16 protein-coding genes are annotated in these 20,182 nt (G+C 51.8%); 9 read left to right on the forward strand and 7 right to left on the reverse strand.

Annotated features, from left to right (window positions below; translation table 11 throughout):
* The first annotated feature begins 130 nt into the window (after positions 1-130).
* Entirely contained in the window at positions 131-2,851 is a 2,721-nt protein-coding gene (gene acnA, locus BM030_RS05150; RefSeq protein ID WP_090971863.1) for an aconitate hydratase AcnA, read from the forward strand.
* Between the two features lies 1 nt (position 2,852).
* On the opposite strand, the gene thiL is transcribed toward acnA, so the two are convergent.
* Both thiL and nadA read right to left on the reverse strand, forming a co-directional pair.
* Complete coding sequence (thiL, locus tag BM030_RS05155; protein WP_090971865.1) at positions 2,853-3,896, reverse strand: thiamine-phosphate kinase; 1,044 nt, start codon at positions 3,894-3,896, stop codon at positions 2,853-2,855.
* Between the two features lie 36 nt (positions 3,897-3,932).
* Complete coding sequence (gene nadA, locus BM030_RS05160) at positions 3,933-4,928, reverse strand: quinolinate synthase NadA (RefSeq protein WP_090971867.1); 996 nt, start codon at positions 4,926-4,928, stop codon at positions 3,933-3,935.
* A 457-nt stretch (positions 4,929-5,385) separates the two neighbouring features.
* Here nadA and nadB point away from each other — a divergent pair, with 457 nt between their 5' ends.
* Positions 5,386-6,972, forward strand: coding sequence for an L-aspartate oxidase (gene nadB / locus BM030_RS05165; RefSeq protein WP_090972221.1), 1,587 nt, complete (start codon positions 5,386-5,388; stop codon positions 6,970-6,972).
* Between the two features lie 26 nt (positions 6,973-6,998).
* Complete coding sequence (locus BM030_RS05170) at positions 6,999-7,508, forward strand: gamma carbonic anhydrase family protein (RefSeq protein WP_090971869.1); 510 nt, start codon at positions 6,999-7,001, stop codon at positions 7,506-7,508.
* A 2-nt stretch (positions 7,509-7,510) separates the two neighbouring features.
* On the opposite strand, the gene BM030_RS05175 is transcribed toward BM030_RS05170, so the two are convergent.
* The 5 genes from BM030_RS05175 to apaG form a co-directional block, all read right to left on the reverse strand.
* A complete protein-coding gene (locus BM030_RS05175) occupies positions 7,511-9,103 on the reverse strand; it encodes an Ig-like domain-containing domain (protein ID WP_244518695.1) in 1,593 nt (530 codons plus the stop codon).
* Between the two features lie 153 nt (positions 9,104-9,256).
* Complete coding sequence (gene mnmG / locus BM030_RS05180) at positions 9,257-11,116, reverse strand: tRNA uridine-5-carboxymethylaminomethyl(34) synthesis enzyme MnmG (protein ID WP_090971873.1); 1,860 nt, start codon at positions 11,114-11,116, stop codon at positions 9,257-9,259.
* Positions 11,117-11,180: 64 nt separating this feature from the next.
* A complete protein-coding gene (locus BM030_RS05185) occupies positions 11,181-13,037 on the reverse strand; it encodes an ABC-F family ATP-binding cassette domain-containing protein (protein ID WP_090971875.1) in 1,857 nt (618 codons plus the stop codon).
* The gene (locus tag BM030_RS05190; protein ID WP_090971878.1) at positions 13,034-13,696 is read right to left on the reverse strand and encodes an oxidoreductase; all 663 of its coding nucleotides are present in this window, start codon (positions 13,694-13,696) and stop codon (positions 13,034-13,036) included. Before BM030_RS05190 ends, BM030_RS05185 begins: the two co-directional genes overlap by 4 nt.
* Positions 13,697-14,120: 424 nt before the next feature.
* Complete coding sequence (apaG, locus tag BM030_RS05195; RefSeq protein WP_090971880.1) at positions 14,121-14,507, reverse strand: Co2+/Mg2+ efflux protein ApaG; 387 nt, start codon at positions 14,505-14,507, stop codon at positions 14,121-14,123.
* A gap of 354 nt (positions 14,508-14,861) precedes the next feature.
* On the opposite strand from apaG, the gene BM030_RS05200 reads away from it, so the two are divergent.
* The 6 genes from BM030_RS05200 (at position 14,862) to BM030_RS05225 (ending at position 20,153) form a co-directional block, all read left to right on the forward strand.
* Positions 14,862-15,569, forward strand: a complete 708-nt coding sequence (locus BM030_RS05200) for an SAM-dependent methyltransferase (protein ID WP_090971882.1) — start codon at positions 14,862-14,864, stop codon at positions 15,567-15,569.
* A complete protein-coding gene (locus tag BM030_RS05205; protein WP_170845636.1) occupies positions 15,529-17,181 on the forward strand; it encodes an FAD-dependent monooxygenase in 1,653 nt (550 codons plus the stop codon). The genes BM030_RS05200 and BM030_RS05205 overlap by 41 nt, the downstream gene beginning before the upstream one ends.
* Positions 17,174-17,629 (forward strand): GNAT family N-acetyltransferase, encoded by a 456-nt coding sequence (locus tag BM030_RS05210; RefSeq protein WP_211657535.1) that lies wholly within the window; start codon positions 17,174-17,176, stop codon positions 17,627-17,629. Before BM030_RS05205 ends, BM030_RS05210 begins: the two co-directional genes overlap by 8 nt.
* Positions 17,630-17,835: 206 nt before the next feature.
* Positions 17,836-18,300 (forward strand): hypothetical protein, encoded by a 465-nt coding sequence (locus BM030_RS05215; RefSeq protein WP_090971886.1) that lies wholly within the window; start codon positions 17,836-17,838, stop codon positions 18,298-18,300.
* A 2-nt stretch (positions 18,301-18,302) separates the two neighbouring features.
* A complete protein-coding gene (locus BM030_RS05220; RefSeq protein ID WP_090971888.1) occupies positions 18,303-19,400 on the forward strand; it encodes a Nif3-like dinuclear metal center hexameric protein in 1,098 nt (365 codons plus the stop codon).
* Positions 19,401-20,153 carry a zinc ribbon domain-containing protein gene (locus BM030_RS05225; RefSeq protein ID WP_090971891.1) on the forward strand — a complete coding sequence of 251 codons (753 nt, stop codon included), beginning with the start codon at positions 19,401-19,403 and terminating at the stop codon, positions 20,151-20,153.
* Positions 20,154-20,182: the final 29 nt, after the last annotated feature.

The following is a 20,182-nucleotide window of genomic DNA, read 5'->3' on the forward strand; positions in this document are numbered from 1 at the left end:
TTATTTCAGGAGTATTATTATAAGGCACCTTTTTTATTTTGACCTTTTTATTACTTTTTTTACTTTGGAAAGGTTTTCTGTGGATGATGGATTTGTTTTAACTTTATCTGGCTACTAAATGCTGACAACTATGCAACATCAGATCGCTTCCTTGAGAAAATTGGAAAATGAAGGTAAACGGATAAGCAGGCTTCCGTTTTCCATCCGCATCCTACTGGAAAATGTGATGCGAAATCATGATAACTTCGCCATTACCGATGAGCACATGGATACGTTGGTCAACTGGAATCCAGCTGGCACCGATAGGGAGGTCCCTTTTAAACCTGCCCGCGTGCTCATGCAAGATTTTACCGGTGTACCTGCCGTGGTAGATATGGCTTCCATTCGCGCGGAAGTAATCCGCAAGGGTGGCGACGGCAGCAAAATCAATCCAGCCATTCCCGTCGATCTGGTTATCGACCACTCCGTACAGGTGGATTATTTCGGCACAAACTATGCCTATCAGAGCAACGTCAATCTGGAATACGAACGGAATGCAGAGCGTTATGAACTACTCAAATGGGGCCAACAGGCCCTTGACAATTTCACGGTGGTGCCGCCGGGCATGGGCATCTGCCATCAGGTAAACCTGGAGTACTTAGCCAAAGGGGTTATTTCCCGCGACGGTTGGATATTTCCTGATACGCTGGTAGGCACAGACTCACATACCCCGATGGTCAACGGTATCGGCGTGGTGGGCTGGGGTGTTGGCGGCATCGAGGCGGAAGCGGCTATGCTGGGCCAACCCATCTATTTCACCTGCCCGCAGGTAATCGGCTTGAAATTAACCGGAAAGATTCCCCCGGGATGCACAGCCACGGATATGGTGCTTACCATCACCAAACTGCTGCGTGACTACGGTGTGGTAGGTAAATTCGTGGAGGTATTCGGGGATGGACTGGACCACCTGAGTGTGACCGACCGCGCTACCATCTCCAACATGTCGCCAGAATTCGGCTGCACCATCACCTATTTTCCCATAGATGACCAAACGCTCGACTACATGCGGCGAACCAACCGCGCTGAATCGCATATTGCGATGGTCGAGGATTACTGCAAGAATAACCTGCTGTGGCGCACGGGTAAGGAAGAAATTGAATATACCCATGTGCTGGAGCTTGACCTGGATACGCTGGAACCCACCGTGTCCGGCCCGAAGCGGCCCCAGGATAAAATTCTGGTGAAGGATCTGCCTTCACAGTTCAGTTACCTGATGGAAAAGGAATACCAACGCAGTTATGTGCCCGTGAAGGACAGGCACGAGCAAGCGTGGCTTTCGGAAGGCGGCTCCGGTAGCGCATTTACGTTTGAAGAACGCAGTGTGGCCAAAGAAATCGCCGTGGAAACCGAAGAACTCCACTCCGTACGGATTAAAATCAAAAATCAGGAATACGTGCTCAGCGATGGCAGCATTGTAATTGCTGCCATTACCAGTTGTACCAACACTTCCAACCCGGCTGTTATGGTAGGCGCCGGTCTTGTGGCGCGCAAGGCGGTTGCCCGTGGATTACGCACTAAATCTTGGGTGAAAACCAGCCTGGCGCCAGGTTCCAAGGTGGTTACGGAATACCTGCACCGCGCCAACCTGCTGGAAGATCTGGAAGCGCTGCGGTTCCATACCGTGGGTTATGGCTGTACGTCATGCATCGGCAACAGCGGCCCGCTACCGCCCCATATTGCCGAAGCGGTAGACAAGGGAGAACTGGTGGTTGCCTCTGTGCTTTCCGGAAACCGGAATTTTGAGGCGCGTGTACATCCGCAGGTGCGGATGAATTTCCTGATGTCACCCATGCTCGTCGTGGTTTATGCCCTTGTGGGACGCGTGGATATCAACCTGCTGGAAGAACCGGTGGGCTACGACCCCAACGGCAGTCCGGTATACTTGCGGGATATCTGGCCTACCCAGGAAGAAATTGTAGAAACCATCAACGAGTGCCTTCGCGTCGAAGATTTTAAGAATGTTTATGATGTGATTTTTGATGGAGGAGACGACTGGAAACAGCTGGTGGCACCCGAAGGAAAAAATTTCGTGTGGAACGAACAGTCTACCTATGTTCAGGAAGCGCCGTTCTTCAAAAACATCTCTCCGGAACCGCTGCCCACGGAGGATATCCATGATGCCCGGGTATTGCTTTACCTGGGTGATTCGGTAACGACCGACCATATCTCCCCTGCCGGTTCCTTCAAAGCTGATTCGGCGGCAGGGCAATACCTGATGTCCAAAGGGGTTGAATCGAAAGACTTTAATTCCTACGGCTCGCGCCGCGGGAACCATGAAGTGATGATGCGCGGCACGTTTGCCAATGTGCGTATCCGGAATAGAATCACAGACAAAGAAGGAGGATATACCACTTATTTCCCCACGGGCGAAACGCTATCGGTATACGATGCGGCCATGGAATACGCCAAAGCGCATACGCCCCTTGTTATCCTCGCCGGCAAGGAGTACGGCAGCGGCTCCTCGCGCGACTGGGCGGCAAAGGGCACCAACCTGCTGGGTGTAAAGGCGGTAATCGCGGAAAGTTTTGAGCGTATTCACCGGAGCAATCTGGTGGGTATGGGCGTTATGCCGCTTGAATTTCCGGAAGGCCAAAATGCGGAAAGCCTGGGCCTGGACGGTACGGAAACGTTCACCATCACGGGTATCGCTGAAAACCTTACTCCTTATAAGCTGCTGGACGTGGTGGCCACCAGAAAGAATGGCGAAACCGTCACCTTTCAATGCAAAGCCCGTCTGGATTCGGCCATAGAAATAGAATATTACCGCCACGGCGGCATCCTGCACTATGTGCTGAGGGGGTTCCTGAACTAAATTAACGGCTTGTGAATGCATTCCATCCCTGCGCGGTGATGGGATGCACATTGCCTGATTTCGAGATAAGCTCATAGCCGCCGTCAGCATCGGTGACATGGCCGATAACGCTGATATCGGGCTGGCCTTTCACCTGTTCGTAATCTGCCTGCCGGATGGTGAACAGCAATTCGTAGTCCTCACCGCCATTGAGGGCGCAGACCGTAGGATCTATGCCAAACTCCCTTGCCGTTTCGTACGTCATTGGATCGATGGGGATTTTATCTTCATAAAGCTTGCACCCCTTGCCCGAAGCTCTGCAGATATGCAGGATTTCCGATGCCAGGCCGTCCGATATATCTATCATGGCCGTGGGTTTGATGCCCAACCGGGCAAGCAGTTCCACCACGTCTTTTCGGGCTTCCGGCTTCAGTTGCCGCTCCACGATATAATCTTTCCCTTCCAGGTCGGGCTGGATATTCGGGTTTTCCAGAAATATGCGCTTTTCACGTTCCAGCAGTTGGAGTCCCACATAAGCACCGCCCAAATCGCCTGAAACACATATCAGATCGCCCACCTGTGCGCCACTGCGGTACACAACAGCCTCACCGTCGGCATGGCCGATACTGGTAACGCTGATAACCAATCCCTGCACCGATGCAGACGTGTCTCCGCCCACGAGGTCAACGCCATACTTTTGGCAAGCCAGCAATGCCCCGGCATAGATTTCTTCTACGGCCTCCAGCGGAAATTTGCTGGATAGACCAATGGAAAAAGTAATCTGTGATGCGATGCCGTTCATCGCATAGATGTCACTCAGATTTACCTGAACCGCCTTATAGCCTAAATGCTTGAGCGGCACGTAGCGCAAATCGAAATGGATGCCCTCCAGCAACAGGTCTGTAGAAACCAGCATCTTCTTACCGGAAAAATCCAATACTGCCGCATCATCGCCAATCCCTTTCACGGTGGATGGTTCCTTCAGTTCCACCGCTTTGGTGATATGGTCTATCAATCCGAACTCACCCAATTGTTCAAGGTTCGTCCTCTCCGGGTTATCAAACATACGCCATTCCTCCTGTTCTGTTATCCGTTGTTCAAGTTACAAACCCAATCGCTCCGAAATTTCAAGCATCCGTTCAATCGGCTTCCTGGCGCGGGCTATGACGTCTGCCGGTAGATCCACCTCGGGCAGATCAAACCGCATGCAGTTGTATACTTTCTCCAGGGTATTGAGCTTCATATAGGGGCAGTCGTTGCACGCGCAAGCATTGTTCGGCGGCGCGGGTATGAACGTTTTATGCGGACTTGCCAGCTGCATCTGGTGAATAATGCCGCTTTCCGTGGCCACGATAAATGTATCCGCGGGATTTTCCTTGGTGTATTTCAGCAATCCCGAAGTGGAACCGATATAATCGGCCTGATCAAGGATCTCCCGTTCGCATTCAGGGTGTGCGATGAATTTCGCCTGAGGATGTTCCCGCCTTAGCTGGTCTATGCGCTCCTGTGAGAAAATTTCATGCACCATGCAGGCCCCGTTCCAAAGCACCAGGTCACGCCCTGTCTTCCTCCGCACGTAATCTCCCAGGTTTTTGTCGGGCCCGAAAATGATTTTTTCGTCGGCAGGCAAACTTTCCACTATCTGGACAGCGTTGCTGGATGTGCATACGATGTCGCTCAACGCTTTCAGCTCTGCCGTACAGTTGACGTAGGTGATGACGGTATGATTCGGATATTGTTCCTTGAACTTCGCGAACAGGTGGGGCGGACAGCTGTCTGAAAGCGAACAGCCCGCCTTCAGGTCGGGCAGCAGTACTTTCTTTTCCGGTGAAAGGATTTTGGCCGTCTCAGCCATGAAATGCACCCCGGCAAAGACTATCACATCTGCTTCCGTCCTGGCCGCCTGCTGTGAAAGGCCCAGGCTGTCGCCGATATAGTCGGCAATATCCTGTATCTCCGCTTCCTGGTAGTAGTGCGCCAGCAGCACCGCATTTTTTTCTTTCTTGAGCCGCTGGATTTCCGCAACTAAATCCAACTGCGGATCTATCGGCTCATCGATGTATCCTTTGTCGTTCAGTTCAGTCAGGTATGTGTTCATTCGTTTCAAGATTATACAAAGGTAACTAAAGAATTTGATTTGATTTCCACGGTTCCACCCCGGCAATAAGTAATAATCTTTTTTTTATAAAAAGAAGTCTTATTGTTTGTTAGCGTGTTGGTATTGTGAAAAAAATGCGTCCGCTTTTGTTTGGATATCTGGATAAGAGTTTTTTTTAACAGATTATTAACATTAATTTAATCGGTTTACCCTGGTTTACAGTCGCTTCAATTTATCCGGAATATGTTTTCCATAGCGGGGTGTATAGTATTTATTGGATGATATTTGTTAATATTGTGAGGTTTTTATGGGGATTTTTCGCCCCGTTGTTGTGTATAAATTAATCGTAGGCCGCGTTTGAACCTATTTTTAATTTTTATTCAACGGTAGTTTACACGTTATTCACAGGGTTAGGCACATGGGTGGTAGCCGGTTGTATTCAGCAAGTGTTTAGATGATGCATGATGTTGATTTTTTAGTCATCGGCTCGGGTATCGCCGGACTAAGTTTTGCGTTAAAAGCCGCGGAACACGGTAAAGTGATGATTATCACGAAAGCCAACGAGGATGAATCCAACACTAAATACGCGCAGGGTGGTGTGGCCGTGGTTGTGGATAAATCAGATTCCTTTGAGAAGCATATTGCTGATACACTGGTAGCTGGCGACGGGCTTTGCGATGTGAATATTGTGGAAAACGTCGTTCGGGAAGGGCCTTCGCGCATCCAGGAAATCATTGATTGGGGCACACATTTCGATAAAACAACCAACGGTATGTATGATCTGGCCAAGGAGGGCGGCCATTCCGAACACCGTGTACTTCATTATAAGGATATTACAGGGTTTGAAATAGAGCGTGCATTGTTAAAAAAGGTACACGAAAACCCGAATATAACGCTATTTACGCATTATTTCGCGGTTGACCTGATCACTCAGCATCACCTTGGGGAGTTTGTGGATAAAAGCACGCCAGACATTACTTGCTACGGTGTATACGTGTTGAATACCGTGGATAATCGTGTGGAAAAGGTGTTGAGTAAGGTTACCGTTATGGCTTCGGGCGGAGCAGGGCATATTTATTCAAGCACCACAAATCCTGTAATCGCCACGGGTGATGGCATCGCCATGGTTTACCGGGCGAAGGGGAAAGTGAGAAACATGGAGTTTATCCAATTCCATCCCACAGCGTTGTATAACCCCGGTGAGTATCCGGCATTCCTGATATCGGAAGCGGTCAGGGGCTTTGGAGGCGTATTGCGCAGACGGAATGGGGAGGCATTTATGGAGGAGTACGACCATCGGGGTTCCCTCGCTCCGCGGGATATCGTGGCCAGGGCCATCGATGCGGAGATGAAAAAGTCGGGCGATGATTTTGTGTTTCTTGACATTAGGCATCGTAGTAAAAGCGAATTGTTGAAACACTTTCCGAATATTTACGCCAAGTGCTTGTCCATCGGCATTGATATGGCGCGCGACTACATACCGGTAACTCCTGCGGCGCATTACCTTTGCGGCGGGATATTGGTGGATGCCCACGGACGGTCGTCTATTCGTAACCTTTATGCCTGCGGAGAATGTGCTTCTACCGGGCTTCACGGTGCTAACCGATTGGCATCCAACTCTTTGCTGGAGGCAACGGTATTTGCGCACCGGATTTATGAGGATGCGGTGAGGCAAGTTGGCCAGACAGTGTTACCGGCGGATATACCGGACTGGGATGACTCTGATACGGTGCTTTCCAACGAAGATATCCTGGTAACACATAACCTGCGGGAGACACAGAAGGTCATGAGCGACTATGTTGGCATTGTACGGTCCGATTTCCGGCTGGAGCGCGCAATGCGCCGGTTGGGCCTGCTGTATGACGAGACGGAAGCATTTTATAAGAATACCCGGCTGTCCGTAAAGCTCTGCGAATTGCGGAACGTCATCCAGGTGGCTTATTTGGTTATCAAATCGGCCATGGCCCGCAAGGAAAGCCGCGGATTGCATTATACCACTGACTATCCGGAGCGGTCGGACAAGTTGGTGGATACCGTTTTCTAACCCATTTTGATGTTAACAGACAAAGTATGGCATTGATTCTTCCCGTAAAAGGTATATCTCCCATAGTAGGTGATAACTGTTTCCTTGCAGCGAACGCTACACTGGCAGGAGATGTGGAAATCGGCGATCACAGTTCGGTTTGGTTCAACGCCGTGCTCCGCGGTGATGTAAACAGCATTAGAATAGGCAGGTATACCAATATTCAGGACGGTGCGGTGGTGCACTGTACTTACCAGACCGCGGCGACCCGGATAGGCAGTTATGTGAATATCGGTCACAACGCATTGGTGCACGGGTGTACGCTGAAAGACAGGGTACTGGTAGGCATGGGAGCCATCGTGATGGATCACGCCGTTGTAGAGGAGTATGTAATCATTGCCGCGGGAGCCGTCGTGCTGGAAAATACGGTGTGTGAGAGCGGCCACCTTTATGCAGGTGTTCCTGCGCGAAAAATCAAGCCGATTACCGCCGAGCAACGCCGGCTGCTCGATGAGCTTCCCGACCGCTATGTCATGTATTCCGGATGGTTTGACTGAGGTTATTCCGGCACATTGACAGTCTCTTCCTGCTCCCAGTTGGCCCGGATCATAAAGGTTTTGCCAATATACCAGATCCGTTCGGGCTGCCGTTTTTCATAGACATCTCCCGTATCCCATTTTCCGTTATTATTTGTATCGTAGACTACCCTTAGCGTGTACTTTCCTCCTGGAAATTGCCGGAAAGGAATGCTTTGCGACGCGGTTATCGGAACACTTCGATGCACCACGTCCATTTTTTCATTGATAAGCTGTACAAGGTATTGGTGGGAAGTATCCGGAAGGTTAACTTTCAGTATGATGTCGCCAAAGTTGGCCGCATCGTCCATCGTGAAGGTTTTCGATAGCTCTTTGTTTTTGTCGCCAAAGTATCCGGAAAATGCACCTTCTTCGATGGTGAGCTGGTAATCCCGCTTAGGGCGCCAGTTGTAACGAAGTACATAGCGGCGGTTGGCGGACGTGTCTTTTGCCAGCTGGTAATTGGTGCGGGGAACGGAATCTTCCATCAGCACGATTTTAGACCGGTCGATGGATTGTACCGGTGATCCGGCGGTCAGTTGGAGGTGGTTTACACGGGTAACCTTATTGCCGGTCAGGTTATCGGCGATATTGAAATCGCGGTCGTATTTGTCGTTTCTACCCCGGCGCAGGGTTACCGAATCCAGCAGGGTATCGGCGTTTAAAATAGAAACCTTGAGCGAGTCGAACGTGAGGTTGTTCAGCCAGACGGTTGCAGAATCCCTGGTGGCGGTATATTCCACTATTTTGTCTTCATCGAGCGCGGCCGGGTGGGTGATGGTAATTCCCGGGCGATCCAACGGCTTGTTGAATGCCAGGATTAGTTTTCCGTTCGGTTCAATTTTTCTGTCCATCAACCGGAATTCCCTGGGGATACCCACAAATGTTTCAAGAAGGATACCCGAGGTATCTTTGTTCAGCACGATGGAGTCGTTAAGAAATCCGATGGATTCGGTAGGTGAATTATAGATGCGATCGTTATTTTCTTCTTTAAGTGCGTAGATACGGTAAACGTCTTCGCGGAGGTTTCTCAGCATAAAAGTTCCGGCGGTATCCGTGCGGGTAAAGATATTGGCTTTCCGTTTGCCGAAGATGGAATCCTGGCGGGTGGGGATAAGCATAACGGTGATGTCCTTTTCAGGCAGTTTGGTCAACGCATTGATTACGCTGCCCGATACCGTGAGCGAATCGATGATGTCGCCCGTGGAGAACACATAGCTGTAATTGATAAGAGGATTCCCTTCATTGAAATCGCCGATGGCTTTTCCGAAATTGATGGTATATGTTGTGTTCTCTTCCAATGAATCCGGCACGGTAATTTCAATGGTCTTGCGTCTTACCCGTGGATTGACAGGTTGCTCCGTATCCGGGGATACGCTGATTTCTTTAAACTGATCTTTCAGCTTGATGTACTCGTCGAATTCGATGACAATTTTTTCCGCATCGAAATTGCGCGTCAGGTTTGGCGGAGTTTCCTTCAGTACTTTCGGCGGGATGCTATCTTTCGGTCCTCCCGTGGGCCGTTGTATGCTCGCACACTGCCAACTGAGCGAAAAAAGAACAGCAAAGGTCAGCAAAAACAGCCATTTTGTATTTAAGGCTATTTTTAAGCGATTTAAGCGATTTTTTGTTTTGGACGAGTCTTGCATCGGCGTTGAGCGAGAAAGTGTGTTACAGCTAATATATTGAAGTCGATGTTTAAAATATTTAATTGTTTGAAACACAATTAATTAGCCCATATGTATCATTAAAACCGATATATCTGAGGGCGAAACACCCGAAATACGTGACGCCTGGCCTAACGTGCGGGGTTTAACCTTGATTAGCTTTTCACGGGCTTCTTTTGACAACGATACCAAAGCAGTGTAGTCAAAATCCGGATTGATTTCCTGGTCTTCCATTTTACGCATCTTGTTTACGATTTCCATTTCCTTTTCAAAGTAGCTATCGTATTTTACCTTGATTTCCGCCTGTTCAACAACCTCCCTGTCAGACCGGTTAATCAAATCGGCTAAGGCAGTATCAGCCATAGCCAGGTCATAGATGCCTACCTGCGGCCGGGTGAGGATCTGGAACAGCCGGGTTTTCTGTGTAACCGGACTGGATTGCACTCGATGAAGAATTGGATTCAACGTATCCGGTCCGATGGCATTGTCGCGCATATATGCCACCAGTTTATCAGCCGCTTCCACCTTCTGTTTCACCCGGTCGAGCCGTTCGTCGGATACCAGCCCCAGCTTATGCGCGATGGGTGTAAGCCGGGCGTCCGCGTTATCCTGCCTTAGCAAGAGGCGGTGTTCTGCGCGGGATGTGAACATCCGGTAGGGCTCTTCCGTACCCTTGGTAACCAAGTCGTCAATAAGTACACCGATATACGATTCGGATCGTTTAAGGATAAGTTCATGTCCATCATTAATCCGCTGGTGGGCATTTATACCCGCGATGAGTCCCTGGCTTGCCGCTTCTTCATAACCGGTTGTCCCATTGATTTGCCCGGCAAAAAAGAGGTGCTTGATGCGGTGTGTCTCCAGCGTTAGATCCAGCTGCATCGGCGGGAAATAATCATACTCGATAGCGTATCCCGGACGGTACATCTTCGCATTCTCGAATCCGGGTATTTGGCGGAGTGCACGCTGCTGTACGTCTTCCGGTAGGGACGTCGAAAAACCGTTCACATAGATTTCCACGGTTTTCCATCCTTCGGGTTCAACGAATATCTGATGCCTGTCCCGTTCGGCAAAGCGGTTGATTTTGTCTTCTATGGAAGGACAGTAACGGGGCCCCAGCCCTTTTATGCGACCGGTGAACATCGGCGATTTCTCAAAGCCTTCTTTCAACGTTTCATGCACCTGTTCGTTGGTATAGGTAATCCAGCAGCACCGTTGTTCCGTAGGTAACGGCACATCGGTAAAGGAGAAACGCCCCCGTTCGCTATCACCCCATTGTTCCTCCATTTTGCTGTAGTCGAGCGACCGGCCATCCACCCTCGGCGGCGTACCCGTTTTCATGCGGCCCGCTTCAAATCCAAGGGTAATGAGTTGCTCGGTGAGGCCTGTGGCAGCCTTCTCCCCCGTCCGTCCGCCTCCGAACCGTTTTTCGCCGATATGGATAATTCCGTTAAGAAAAGTACCGTTGGTAAGCACTACCGCGTCGCTTTCGATGGACATTCCAAGCGAGGTTACCACGCCGGCGGCGCGGCCGTTTTTGACGATGATTTCCCTTACGGTGTCTTGCCACATGTCTACATTGGGCAGCGCCTCCAATTGCAGACGCCATTCCTCGGCGAAGCGCATACGGTCGTTCTGCGTACGTGGACTCCACATTGCCGGTCCTTTGGAACGGTTGAGCATGCGGAATTGGATGGTGGTCTTGTCCGCGATGATGCCCGAATAACCCCCCATGGCGTCAATTTCCCGCACAATCTGGCCTTTGGCAACACCCCCCATGGCAGGGTTGCAACTCATCTGAGCAATGGTGCCCATGTTCATGGTAACCAGTAAGACGGAAGAGCCCAAATTGGCCGCAGCCGCAGCCGCTTCGCAACCTGCATGCCCTCCCCCTACAACGATGATATTATATTTTTTAAACATGTTTCTTTTATAATATGTTCCACGTGGAACACGTAGATTCGATACTACGTTCCACGTGGAACGTTTAAGCGAATTCGCTTAATTCCATCCAGCGTTCTGTTTTACGATCGAGTTCGTCGTTTAATTTACTGATATCTGAAGCTATTTTAGCCAGCTCCATCTGGTCGGTGGTAGTGGAGAGGGCTTCGGTGCATTCCTGTATGCGTTGTTCGAGTTGGGGTATTTCCCTGTCCAAGGTTTCGTATTCTTGGAGTTCTTTATAGCTGAGTTTGTTTTTTTTCTCCGCTACTGGTTTAACCGGTGCTTTCTGACGCTCGGCAGGTTTTTCTTTACTTTGTTTTTCTTCCTGCTCTTGTTTGTAGGCGGCGTAGTTACCGTTGTATACGGTTATGGTTCCGCTTCCATCGAAAATAAAAAGCTGATCGGTAAGTCGGTCGAGTAAATACCGATCGTGTGAAACCAATATCAGTACACCGCTGTAATTCGCCAGAAAGGCTTCCAGCACATTTAGGGTATCGATGTCCAAATCATTGGCCGGCTCGTCCAGAATCAGAAAGTTCGGGTTCTGCATCAAGACGCGCATCAGCTGAAGGCGCTTGCGTTCGCCACCGCTCAGTTTGTCTACCAACCCGAACTGTTTCTCGGGCGGAAACAGAAACTGCGTAAGCAGTTGGGATGCCGATAGCGAATCCCCGTTGGCCATCTGGATGTATTCCGCTACGTCTTTAACCACATCAATAACACGCTCACTGCCCTGTAATGCTAATCCGCCCTGCCGGTTATAGCCGAATACGGTGGTTTCCCCTGCCGTGATGGTACCCTTATCGGGTTGTTCGGAACCGGTTATCAGGTTCAGAAACGTCGATTTTCCGGTACCGTTGCGTCCGGCAAGCCCGATGCGATCTCCTTTTTTGAATACATACGAGAAGCCGTTGATAAGCTGGCGCCCGTGATAGCCTTTAAATACCTGGTCAATTTCCAGGATTTTGCTGCCCTGACGGCTCACTTTGACGCTGAGCTGCACCGTTTGGTTTGCCTGGTACCCTTTGGTTTTTTCCTCCAGATCATAAAACGCATCGATGCGGGCTTTCGACTTCGTTCCCCGGGCCTGCGGTTGCCTGCGCATCCATTCCAGTTCCTTCCGTAGGAGGTTCCGGTTCCGTTCAAGCTCAACCCCAGCTATTGCTTCTGCTTCGGTTTTCCGTTCCAGGTAATAACCATAGTTTCCCATATAGGTGGTTAACTTTCCATGATCCAGTTCGCGTATCTGGGTACATACCGCATCCAGAAAGTACCGATCGTGCGTTACCAGCAATACGGTCTTCTGCCCTCCTGTGAGCAGCTTCTCCAACCACTCGATGGTTTCGATATCCAGGTGGTTTGTCGGCTCATCGAGGATATAGACATCCGGTTCGTCAATCAGCAGCTTAGCCAAGGCGAGGCGTTTTCGCTGTCCGCCGGACAAGTTAGCAATGGCTTGGGAAAAGTCGGTTATCTGCAGGCGTGTAAGGATGCTTTTGATGTGGTGTTCATATTCCCAGGCATTCAACGCACTGAGCTGTTCGGTCAGCGCCGATAACCGTGCCGTATCGGCATCCGGTTCGGCCAGCAACTCTTCGTAGGCCCGGATAAGCCGTTGCTGTTCATTATCGGCATGATAAATGAAATCATTGACCGTTGCGTATTCATGGAACGTAGGGTCCTGCGGAAGGAATCCGATGCGTATTCCCCGTTCGCGCACGACAGTGCCTTCCAGCGGATCCAGCTCCCCCGCCAAAATGCGTAGCAAGGACGACTTCCCCGTTCCATTGACACCCACAAGCGCCACCCGTTCGCCTTTCTGCAAGCCGAAGTGCAGGTTTCTGAATAACCACCGGTCGTGGTAGCTATGGCCCAATTGTTCAGTTGATAAAATACTCACACCAGTTGCTTGATATCCTTCCAATAATATACCCGTACACCCCCCTTGGTCTGCCCGGCCGCCCGGTTCATCGCCCTGGCCACCCATGCGGCCGGAACGCTCCGGTAGTTGGCTAATCCACCGACTAACAATGCATCAACCACAGTGAAAACACCCTTGGCGAAGGATTCTGCCCAACGCTTTTCAGACCGTTCGCCCCTAAGCAGCGACGGACGGAAGATGTGCGTGCGCTCCATTCCCACGGCCACGACATCGCGTTCGGTTTGGCCTTTCATCCGCAAGTAAAAGTTGCCCGAATCCGCATCGGCACCGACGGCCGAGACCAGGAAGAAAGCCTTGGCACCATTGGCTTTGGTAAGCCTTGCCGCATTCACCGGATAGTCGTGATCAATACGGTAATAGTCCTTCAAGTCGGGCGTTTTCTTCCTCGTCGTACCCAGACAGCAAAACACATCATCCGCTACAAGCTGATCTTTTATGTTTTCAACCGACTGTAAATCAGCCACTAACTGAATGAGTTTCGCATGCCTAACATCCATCTCCCGCCGTACTACAGCGATGACCTTCCCGTACTCCGGGTTGTCCAGCAGTTCCCGGAGGAGGTGCCCACCGATTAATCCGGTGGCTCCGAATATGATAGCCGATTTCTTCACTGCCATTTTATTTGTGCAAAAATACGGAAAATATATTGGTTCATTATTGATGACCTGTTCATGCGCCGTTTAATAATACCCCGCTTTAAATCGGTCGCGTAGCCGTTGTGGAGCTTTGGAGAACAAAAACAGAATAAAACTAATATAACGCCTATATATCTTTAACAATTTATCGTATTTCTATCGTATCTTCATCGTATTTCTATCGTATAAATACGATGAGAATACGATAATTTATGCAAAAACATACGTAGAATCGCTGAACTTGTATTGGTGTTGTTTTGGGTTATTCCAAATACTGTATCAGATAACTGCAGAAAAGGGTTACTACGGGGTGCTATACCCTACCGGATAGGAGCGCCTCTCAATACCAGCATCTGGCCCGAAGCCGAGGCCGGCAGCCATGAACGCATCGACAAAAAAAACAAAGCTAATTCAGGCGGTGGGGAGCAATCAAGTCAAACTTGGGGATTTCCACCTCAAAGATATAGCCATCAAACTCGCGCAGCATCTGGTAACTGCCCTTCATTGTACCCATGTCACTCTTGAGGTTGCAGCCCGAGACGTACTCATGCTGTTCGCCCGGCTCGATGACGGGTTGCTGGCCGACTACCCCTTCCCCTTCCACCTCCCGGCGGGTGCCGTTGGAGTCGAAGATATACCAATGCCTGCGCAGCAACTGCACGCTGTAATCGCCCAGATTTTCAATGGTGATTCGGTATGCAAACATGTAATGCTCATTTTCCGGATTCGAGTATTCCGGCTGGTACACCGTTTCGACAGAAACCTTTACGCCATCGGTAATTTGCGTAGCCATGTTTGCGTCCTAATTTCCGGCCAAATTAGTAAATGTGTTTCAATAAACGAAATCCTCCGCCCTGAAATGCCGGGCTTTTATTGGCGCGGAGACTTTGGTCGGCCAACATTCGGACGCGGGTTCTTCCATGCTCAGCGATCGATGTCACTAAAGAACGGCTATCGCGGGCGGCACAACTATTTTAATGCTGGGTACATTTCGTAGGCGTTTGTCTTCGATTGGGCGATTCATTCGGATCATTTACCGCGGGTCTCCTTTTTTACCTCCTATTATGTCAGAAATAGACCTTGCCGTGGCTACTCCCACAGGTAGGTAACCCCCGAACCGAACCGCAATAATTTCCTACCTTTGTGCATGCCCTACGGAACACTGTACCTCCTTCCGGTGCCATTGGCGGATGATGCCGCTCAGGCTTCCTATACGCCCTACCTCACGCAGGTGATCAACACGATTGACGAGTATATTGTGGAAAACGAAAAAACCGCGCGGAAATTCCTGAAACTGGCGGGACTTCAACGGCCTCAGGGAGAGCTGGTTTTGCACGATTACGGCAAACACGTGCGTGACACGACCGACATGGCGGGGTTTTTCGCGGGCTTGCTGGCGGGCAAGGACGTGGGCCTCATGAGTGAGGCGGGATGCCCGGGGGTGGCAGACCCGGGGGCAGCGATTGTGGCTGAGGCCCACCGCAGGGGTATCCGCGTGGTGCCGCTGGTGGGGCCGAGCGCCATCCTACTGGCGCTGATGGCCTCGGGTTTCAATGGCCAGAGTTTTGCCTTCCACGGCTACCTGCCTATAGATAAGGGCGCAAGGGCCAAGAAGATTAAGTTGCTGGAACAGGTGGCCCAACGCGAGAAGCAGACACAGGTTTTCATTGAAACGCCGTTCCGCAATAATCAGCTGCTGGCCGAAATTGTGCGCGTGGGCAGCCCGCAGACACGCTTGTGCGTGGCTTGCAACCTGACGGCAGCCGATGAGCGGATCATCTGCATGCCCTTGCGCCAATGGAAAACGGGTCAGTATGATTTCCACAAAAAGCCGGCGGTGTTCCTTATCTTCTGATGCCGTGGAGTCTACCAAACATAGGGATGTGCTCATCGTGGGCGCCGGACCTTCGGGCCTGATGATGGCGGCGCAATTGCTCCGCTTCGGCGTGCAACCGAAAATCATTGATGCGAAGCGGGGGCCCGACAGGGCGTCGAAGGCCATTGCGGTGCAGGCTCGCTCGTTGGAGCTGTTCCGGCAGATGGGCCTGGCCGACCGGCTGCTGGAGGCGGGGATGCCGTGTTATGGCATACAGGTGCAGGGACAGCGGCGGCCCCTGGGAAAGGTGGATTTCGCCCGGATGGAAAACCCGGACACGGCGTTCCCTTTTTTGCATATCGTGGGCCAAGATCGGACGGAAAAGCTGCTGCTGGCCAGACTTACCGAGAAGGCTTGTCCGGTTGATTGGGAAACGCGTTTGGTCTCGCTCCGCCAGGATGATAATGGGGTGCAGGTTGTGCTGGAGCATGAAGGGGCTGCCGAACGGTGGGCTTGCCGCTGGCTGATTGGTGCGGATGGTGCCGGCAGCATGGTGCGGGAATGCTTGGGGATACGGTTTGAAGGCAGGAGGTATGACGGGCGGTTTTTCTTGGCCGACGTGGTTATCCGTGACGGGCATCACCGCCACGTGCATTTCTTCGTGCGGGAAAGGGCGTTATTGGGGATTTTCCCGTTTAATGGGCAGGGCCGTTACCGGATTGTAGGTGAACTTCCGGATGATTTGGCGCAGCAACGGCAACTGGCGTATGGAGATGTCAAGCTGGTGGTTGACCGCGCGCTTGGGTTTGAGCTTCCGGTCACGCAATGCTTGTGGATAAGTGGTTTTTCCATGCACCGGCGCACGGCCGAGCAGTTTTCACGGCAACGGTGCTTTTTGGTCGGCGATGCGGCCCACGTGCACTCGCCTGTAGGCGGGCAGGGCATGAATACGGGGTTGCAGGATGCGGCAAACCTGGCGTGGAAGCTGGCGGGGGTGCTGCAGGGACGTATGGCGACCAAGGTGCTGCATTCTTACCAGCTGGAACGAATGCCGGTGGCCCGCGAGGTCAGTGAAACGACCGATAGGGCGCTGAGGCTACTTACAGGGGTACCGCGGTGGCTGCGGCCGCTGCGGGAGGTGCTGCTGGCCAAAGGCTTGGGCTTTTTGGCGGCGAAGACAGGGCGGCTGCGTAAAGTTTTCGGCCGGATGGCTCAATTGGATGTGCACTACCGCAGATCGGCATTGACCGTGCACCATGCGACGGACAGCGGTGTCCGGGCGGGCGACAGGTTGCCGTTCATCGCCGTGTTTGACGAAAAAACCAAGACGCATACCGACCTGCACCGCTGGTGTGAAAAGCCGGGGTTTATCCTGCTCGTGCTGGGCACCATAAGCCATCATCAACTGAACGTCATCGGGCAGTGGGTGCGGCAGCGGTATCCGCGGCAGATGCACTTGTATTACCTGCCTTTTTCTGCCAATAACCAGCGGGTATTTGATATTTTTGCGGTAAAGCCGACGGGTACCAAGACGGTGCTCATCCGGCCGGACATGTATATTGCTTACATTAATGATATGCTGAACATGGGCTTGATAGATACGTATATGGAGGGGGTGCTGGGATGGCAAGGGGGGCCGATGGATGGATAAACAGGAGCTGGTATGGGAAGTTAAGCCTTTTGAGGCACTTTCGTTGCAGGAACTTTATAAGGTTCTCCAGCTGCGGCAGGAAGTTTTCGTGCTGGAGCAGGCCTGCGTGTACAGTGATTTGGACAACAAAGATCAGGTGTCGTTTCATGTGATGGGGTGGCATGGCAGCACGCTGGCGGCATACACGAGACTGATTCCCTATGGGGTTTCGTATCCGGATGCCGTCAGTATCGGCCGCGTGGTTATTCCCAAGGGATTCCGCGGCAAAGGGCTCGGTGAGGAGCTTATGCAACGGAGCATTGCTGCAATACGCGAACGGTATGGCCTGCAAACCATAAAAATCAGTGCCCAGCATCACCTCAGGGAGTTTTATGGCCAACTGGGGTTTAGGCAAACCAGTGAACCGTATCTGGACGCGGGTATCCTCCATATCGAGATGACGCGCTGATAGTACAAGCCCAGCGAATTCTTTTAAGCCTGCTGCCCCCAAGCCTTGCCGAGACGCAAGCGGAGCGCACCGATCCCGCTTGCGGGCAGCAGGCAGCGATGGCCCATGCCAAAGGTAAATGCACCCCTGATTGGGTTTTGTGCGCAAATCGCCGTAATTTAGTGCCCGATGAATCGTACACAAAGAAAGCAAGAGTATAGCTGCGGATGAATATCGATTACGAAAATATTACGCCCCAAATGATACAGCTGGCCGTGGCCGTGCTGCTGGTGAGGCTGGTTGTCTGGGCATTCTACGCCAACACCATCCGGAAGACGCTGCTGCTTATTGCCCCCGAGAACCGGCTGATGACACCCCGGATGGCGTGGCTGGTCATCATCCCGATATTCAATATCTATTGGAATTTCGAAGTCGCTTCCCGTATGGCCGACTCGCTTACCAACGAGTTTTACGATCGCAAAATCGCGGAGGAGGAAAACCCCGGCAGGGCTACCGGCCGCTGGTATGCCTGGCTCTTCTTGGCGTCCAATATTCCGCTGTCGCCATTCATCGTCTTCCTCTCCGCCCTGGGAAGCTTGGCCTATTTTATCGTTTATTGGGTGAAGATTAATAATTTCAGAAACCTGTTGGTGGAACACAACAAGTTCAGAAGCCAACAACAAACAGATTGATTATGCTGCTCCGGGAACTGACGGCTTATCTTGAATCGGTGGCTCCCCCGGCCTACCAGGAATCTTATGATAATTCGGGCCTGCTGGTGGGCGACCCAAGCCGCGAGGTACACCGGGCGCTGATTTCGCTCGACTGTACGGAGGCGGTAGTGGATGAGGCGATCGCCCTGGGGTGCGATGTGATTGTCTCGCACCACCCCATCGTGTTTAAGGGCCTGAAGCGCTTCAATGGCAATACCTATGTGGAGCGTGTGGTGATGAAGGCCATCAAGCACGATATCGCGCTGTATGCCATCCATACCAACCTCGATAATGTGATGGGGGGCGTGAACGGCAAGATTGCCGAGCGGCTGGGCCTGCAACATACGGCCATCCTGAGCCCCAAGGAGGGCCTGCTGAATAAGCTGGTGGTCTTTGTGCCGGAAAGCCATGCCGAACAGGTGCGCGATGCGCTGTTTGCGGCGGGCGCGGGCCATATCGGCAATTACGATGAATGCAGCTTCAACGTGCAGGGCTTCGGCACGTTCCGGGCGGGCGACGGCGCGAACCCCTTTGTGGGCAGCCGCGGAGAACGGCACCGCGAACCGGAAGTACGCGTTGAGGTGGTTTATCCGGCGGCGCACGAACGGGCAGTGTTGCTGGGGCTTTTTGAGGCGCACCCGTATGAGGAAGTGGCGTATGACATCTTCCGGCTCCAGAACCCGTATGCGCAGGTGGGCAGCGGCCTTATCGGACAGTTGGAAACGCCGATGGCCGAAACGGATTTTCTGCGGCTGCTGAAGGAACGGCTGGGTGCCCGCGTTATCCGGCATACTGCATTCCGCGGCCGGGAGGTGGCCCGTGTGGCGGTGTGCGGCGGGGCGGGCGGCTTCCTGCTGGGGCAGGCTATCCGCTCGGGAGCGGATGTGTTCGTGACGGCCGATTATAAGTACCATGAGTTTTTTGATGCGGAAGGAAAAATAGTGATTGCGGATGTGGGACATTTTGAAAGCGAACAGTTTACGCAGCAATTATTGTTGGAGATTATTCAGAAAAAATTTCCTACCTTTGCAGTCCGTTTGACGGGAATAGACACAAACCCAATAAAATACTACAGTTAAATGGAACAGACGGTAGAACAAAAGCTGAGAGCCCTTTGGCGGCTGCAGACCATACACACGAAGATAGACCGGATTCGCCAGATAAGAGGCGAGCTGCCGATGGAGGTGAGCGACCTGGAGGATGAAATCGCCGGGTTGGAAACCCGCATCGAGAAGATCCGCAGCGAACTGGACGAACTGGAGGATGCTATCGTCACCCGCCGCAACATGATTAAGGATGCGCAGGCCGCAATCAAAAAATATGAGGGGCAGCTTAACGAGGTAAAGAACAACCGGGAATATGATGCCATCACCAAGGAGATTGAAATCCAGGGGCTGGATATCCAGGTAAGCGAAAAGAAAATCCGGGAGTTTGAGTTCGAGATCCGTAACAAGACCGATGTATACGAGAGCACTCAGGAAGCGCTGGAGACCGCAAGAAAGGATCTTGAAGTGAAGAAGGGTGAGCTGGACACCATCACCGCTGAAACGCAGAAAGAAGAAGACGAGCTGCTCAAGCAGACCGACGAAGCAGAACAGGATATCGAAGAACGGCTGATCAGGGTATACCGCAGGCTGCGGACGTCTTATAAGAACGGCTTGGCCGTGGTTTCCATCGATCGCGATAGCTGCTCGGGCTGCCATAATAAAATTCCGCCCCAGATGCAGCTGGAAATCCGCCAGCGGAAAAAAATCATCGTATGCGAACATTGCGGACGTGTATTGGTGGATGAAGGGCTGGTACAGGAAGCTGAAGTTCCGCCGGTGGCTTAACACCGAATGATTTAACGATATAAAAACGC

The organism is Parapedobacter composti, from assembly GCF_900112315.1.
Lineage (GTDB): Bacteria > Bacteroidota > Bacteroidia > Sphingobacteriales > Sphingobacteriaceae > Parapedobacter > Parapedobacter composti.

Coding starts and splice junctions, on each gene's coding strand:
- acnA (WP_090971863.1), top strand. CDS start 131: ATGCAACATCAGATCGCTTCCTTGAGAAAATTGGAAAATGAAGGTAAA.
- thiL (WP_090971865.1), bottom strand. CDS start 3,896: ATGTTTGATAACCCGGAGAGGACGAACCTTGAACAATTGGGTGAGTTC.
- nadA (WP_090971867.1), bottom strand. CDS start 4,928: ATGAACACATACCTGACTGAACTGAACGACAAAGGATACATCGATGAG.
- nadB (WP_090972221.1), top strand. CDS start 5,386: ATGCATGATGTTGATTTTTTAGTCATCGGCTCGGGTATCGCCGGACTA.
- BM030_RS05170 (WP_090971869.1), top strand. CDS start 6,999: ATGGCATTGATTCTTCCCGTAAAAGGTATATCTCCCATAGTAGGTGAT.
- mnmG (WP_090971873.1), bottom strand. CDS start 11,116: ATGTTTAAAAAATATAATATCATCGTTGTAGGGGGAGGGCATGCAGGT.
- BM030_RS05190 (WP_090971878.1), bottom strand. CDS start 13,696: ATGGCAGTGAAGAAATCGGCTATCATATTCGGAGCCACCGGATTAATC.
- apaG (WP_090971880.1), bottom strand. CDS start 14,507: ATGGCTACGCAAATTACCGATGGCGTAAAGGTTTCTGTCGAAACGGTG.
- BM030_RS05200 (WP_090971882.1), top strand. CDS start 14,862: ATGCCCTACGGAACACTGTACCTCCTTCCGGTGCCATTGGCGGATGAT.
- BM030_RS05205 (WP_170845636.1), top strand. CDS start 15,529: ATGATTTCCACAAAAAGCCGGCGGTGTTCCTTATCTTCTGATGCCGTG.
- BM030_RS05210 (WP_211657535.1), top strand. CDS start 17,174: ATGGATAAACAGGAGCTGGTATGGGAAGTTAAGCCTTTTGAGGCACTT.
- BM030_RS05215 (WP_090971886.1), top strand. CDS start 17,836: ATGAATATCGATTACGAAAATATTACGCCCCAAATGATACAGCTGGCC.
- BM030_RS05220 (WP_090971888.1), top strand. CDS start 18,303: ATGCTGCTCCGGGAACTGACGGCTTATCTTGAATCGGTGGCTCCCCCG.
- BM030_RS05225 (WP_090971891.1), top strand. CDS start 19,401: ATGGAACAGACGGTAGAACAAAAGCTGAGAGCCCTTTGGCGGCTGCAG.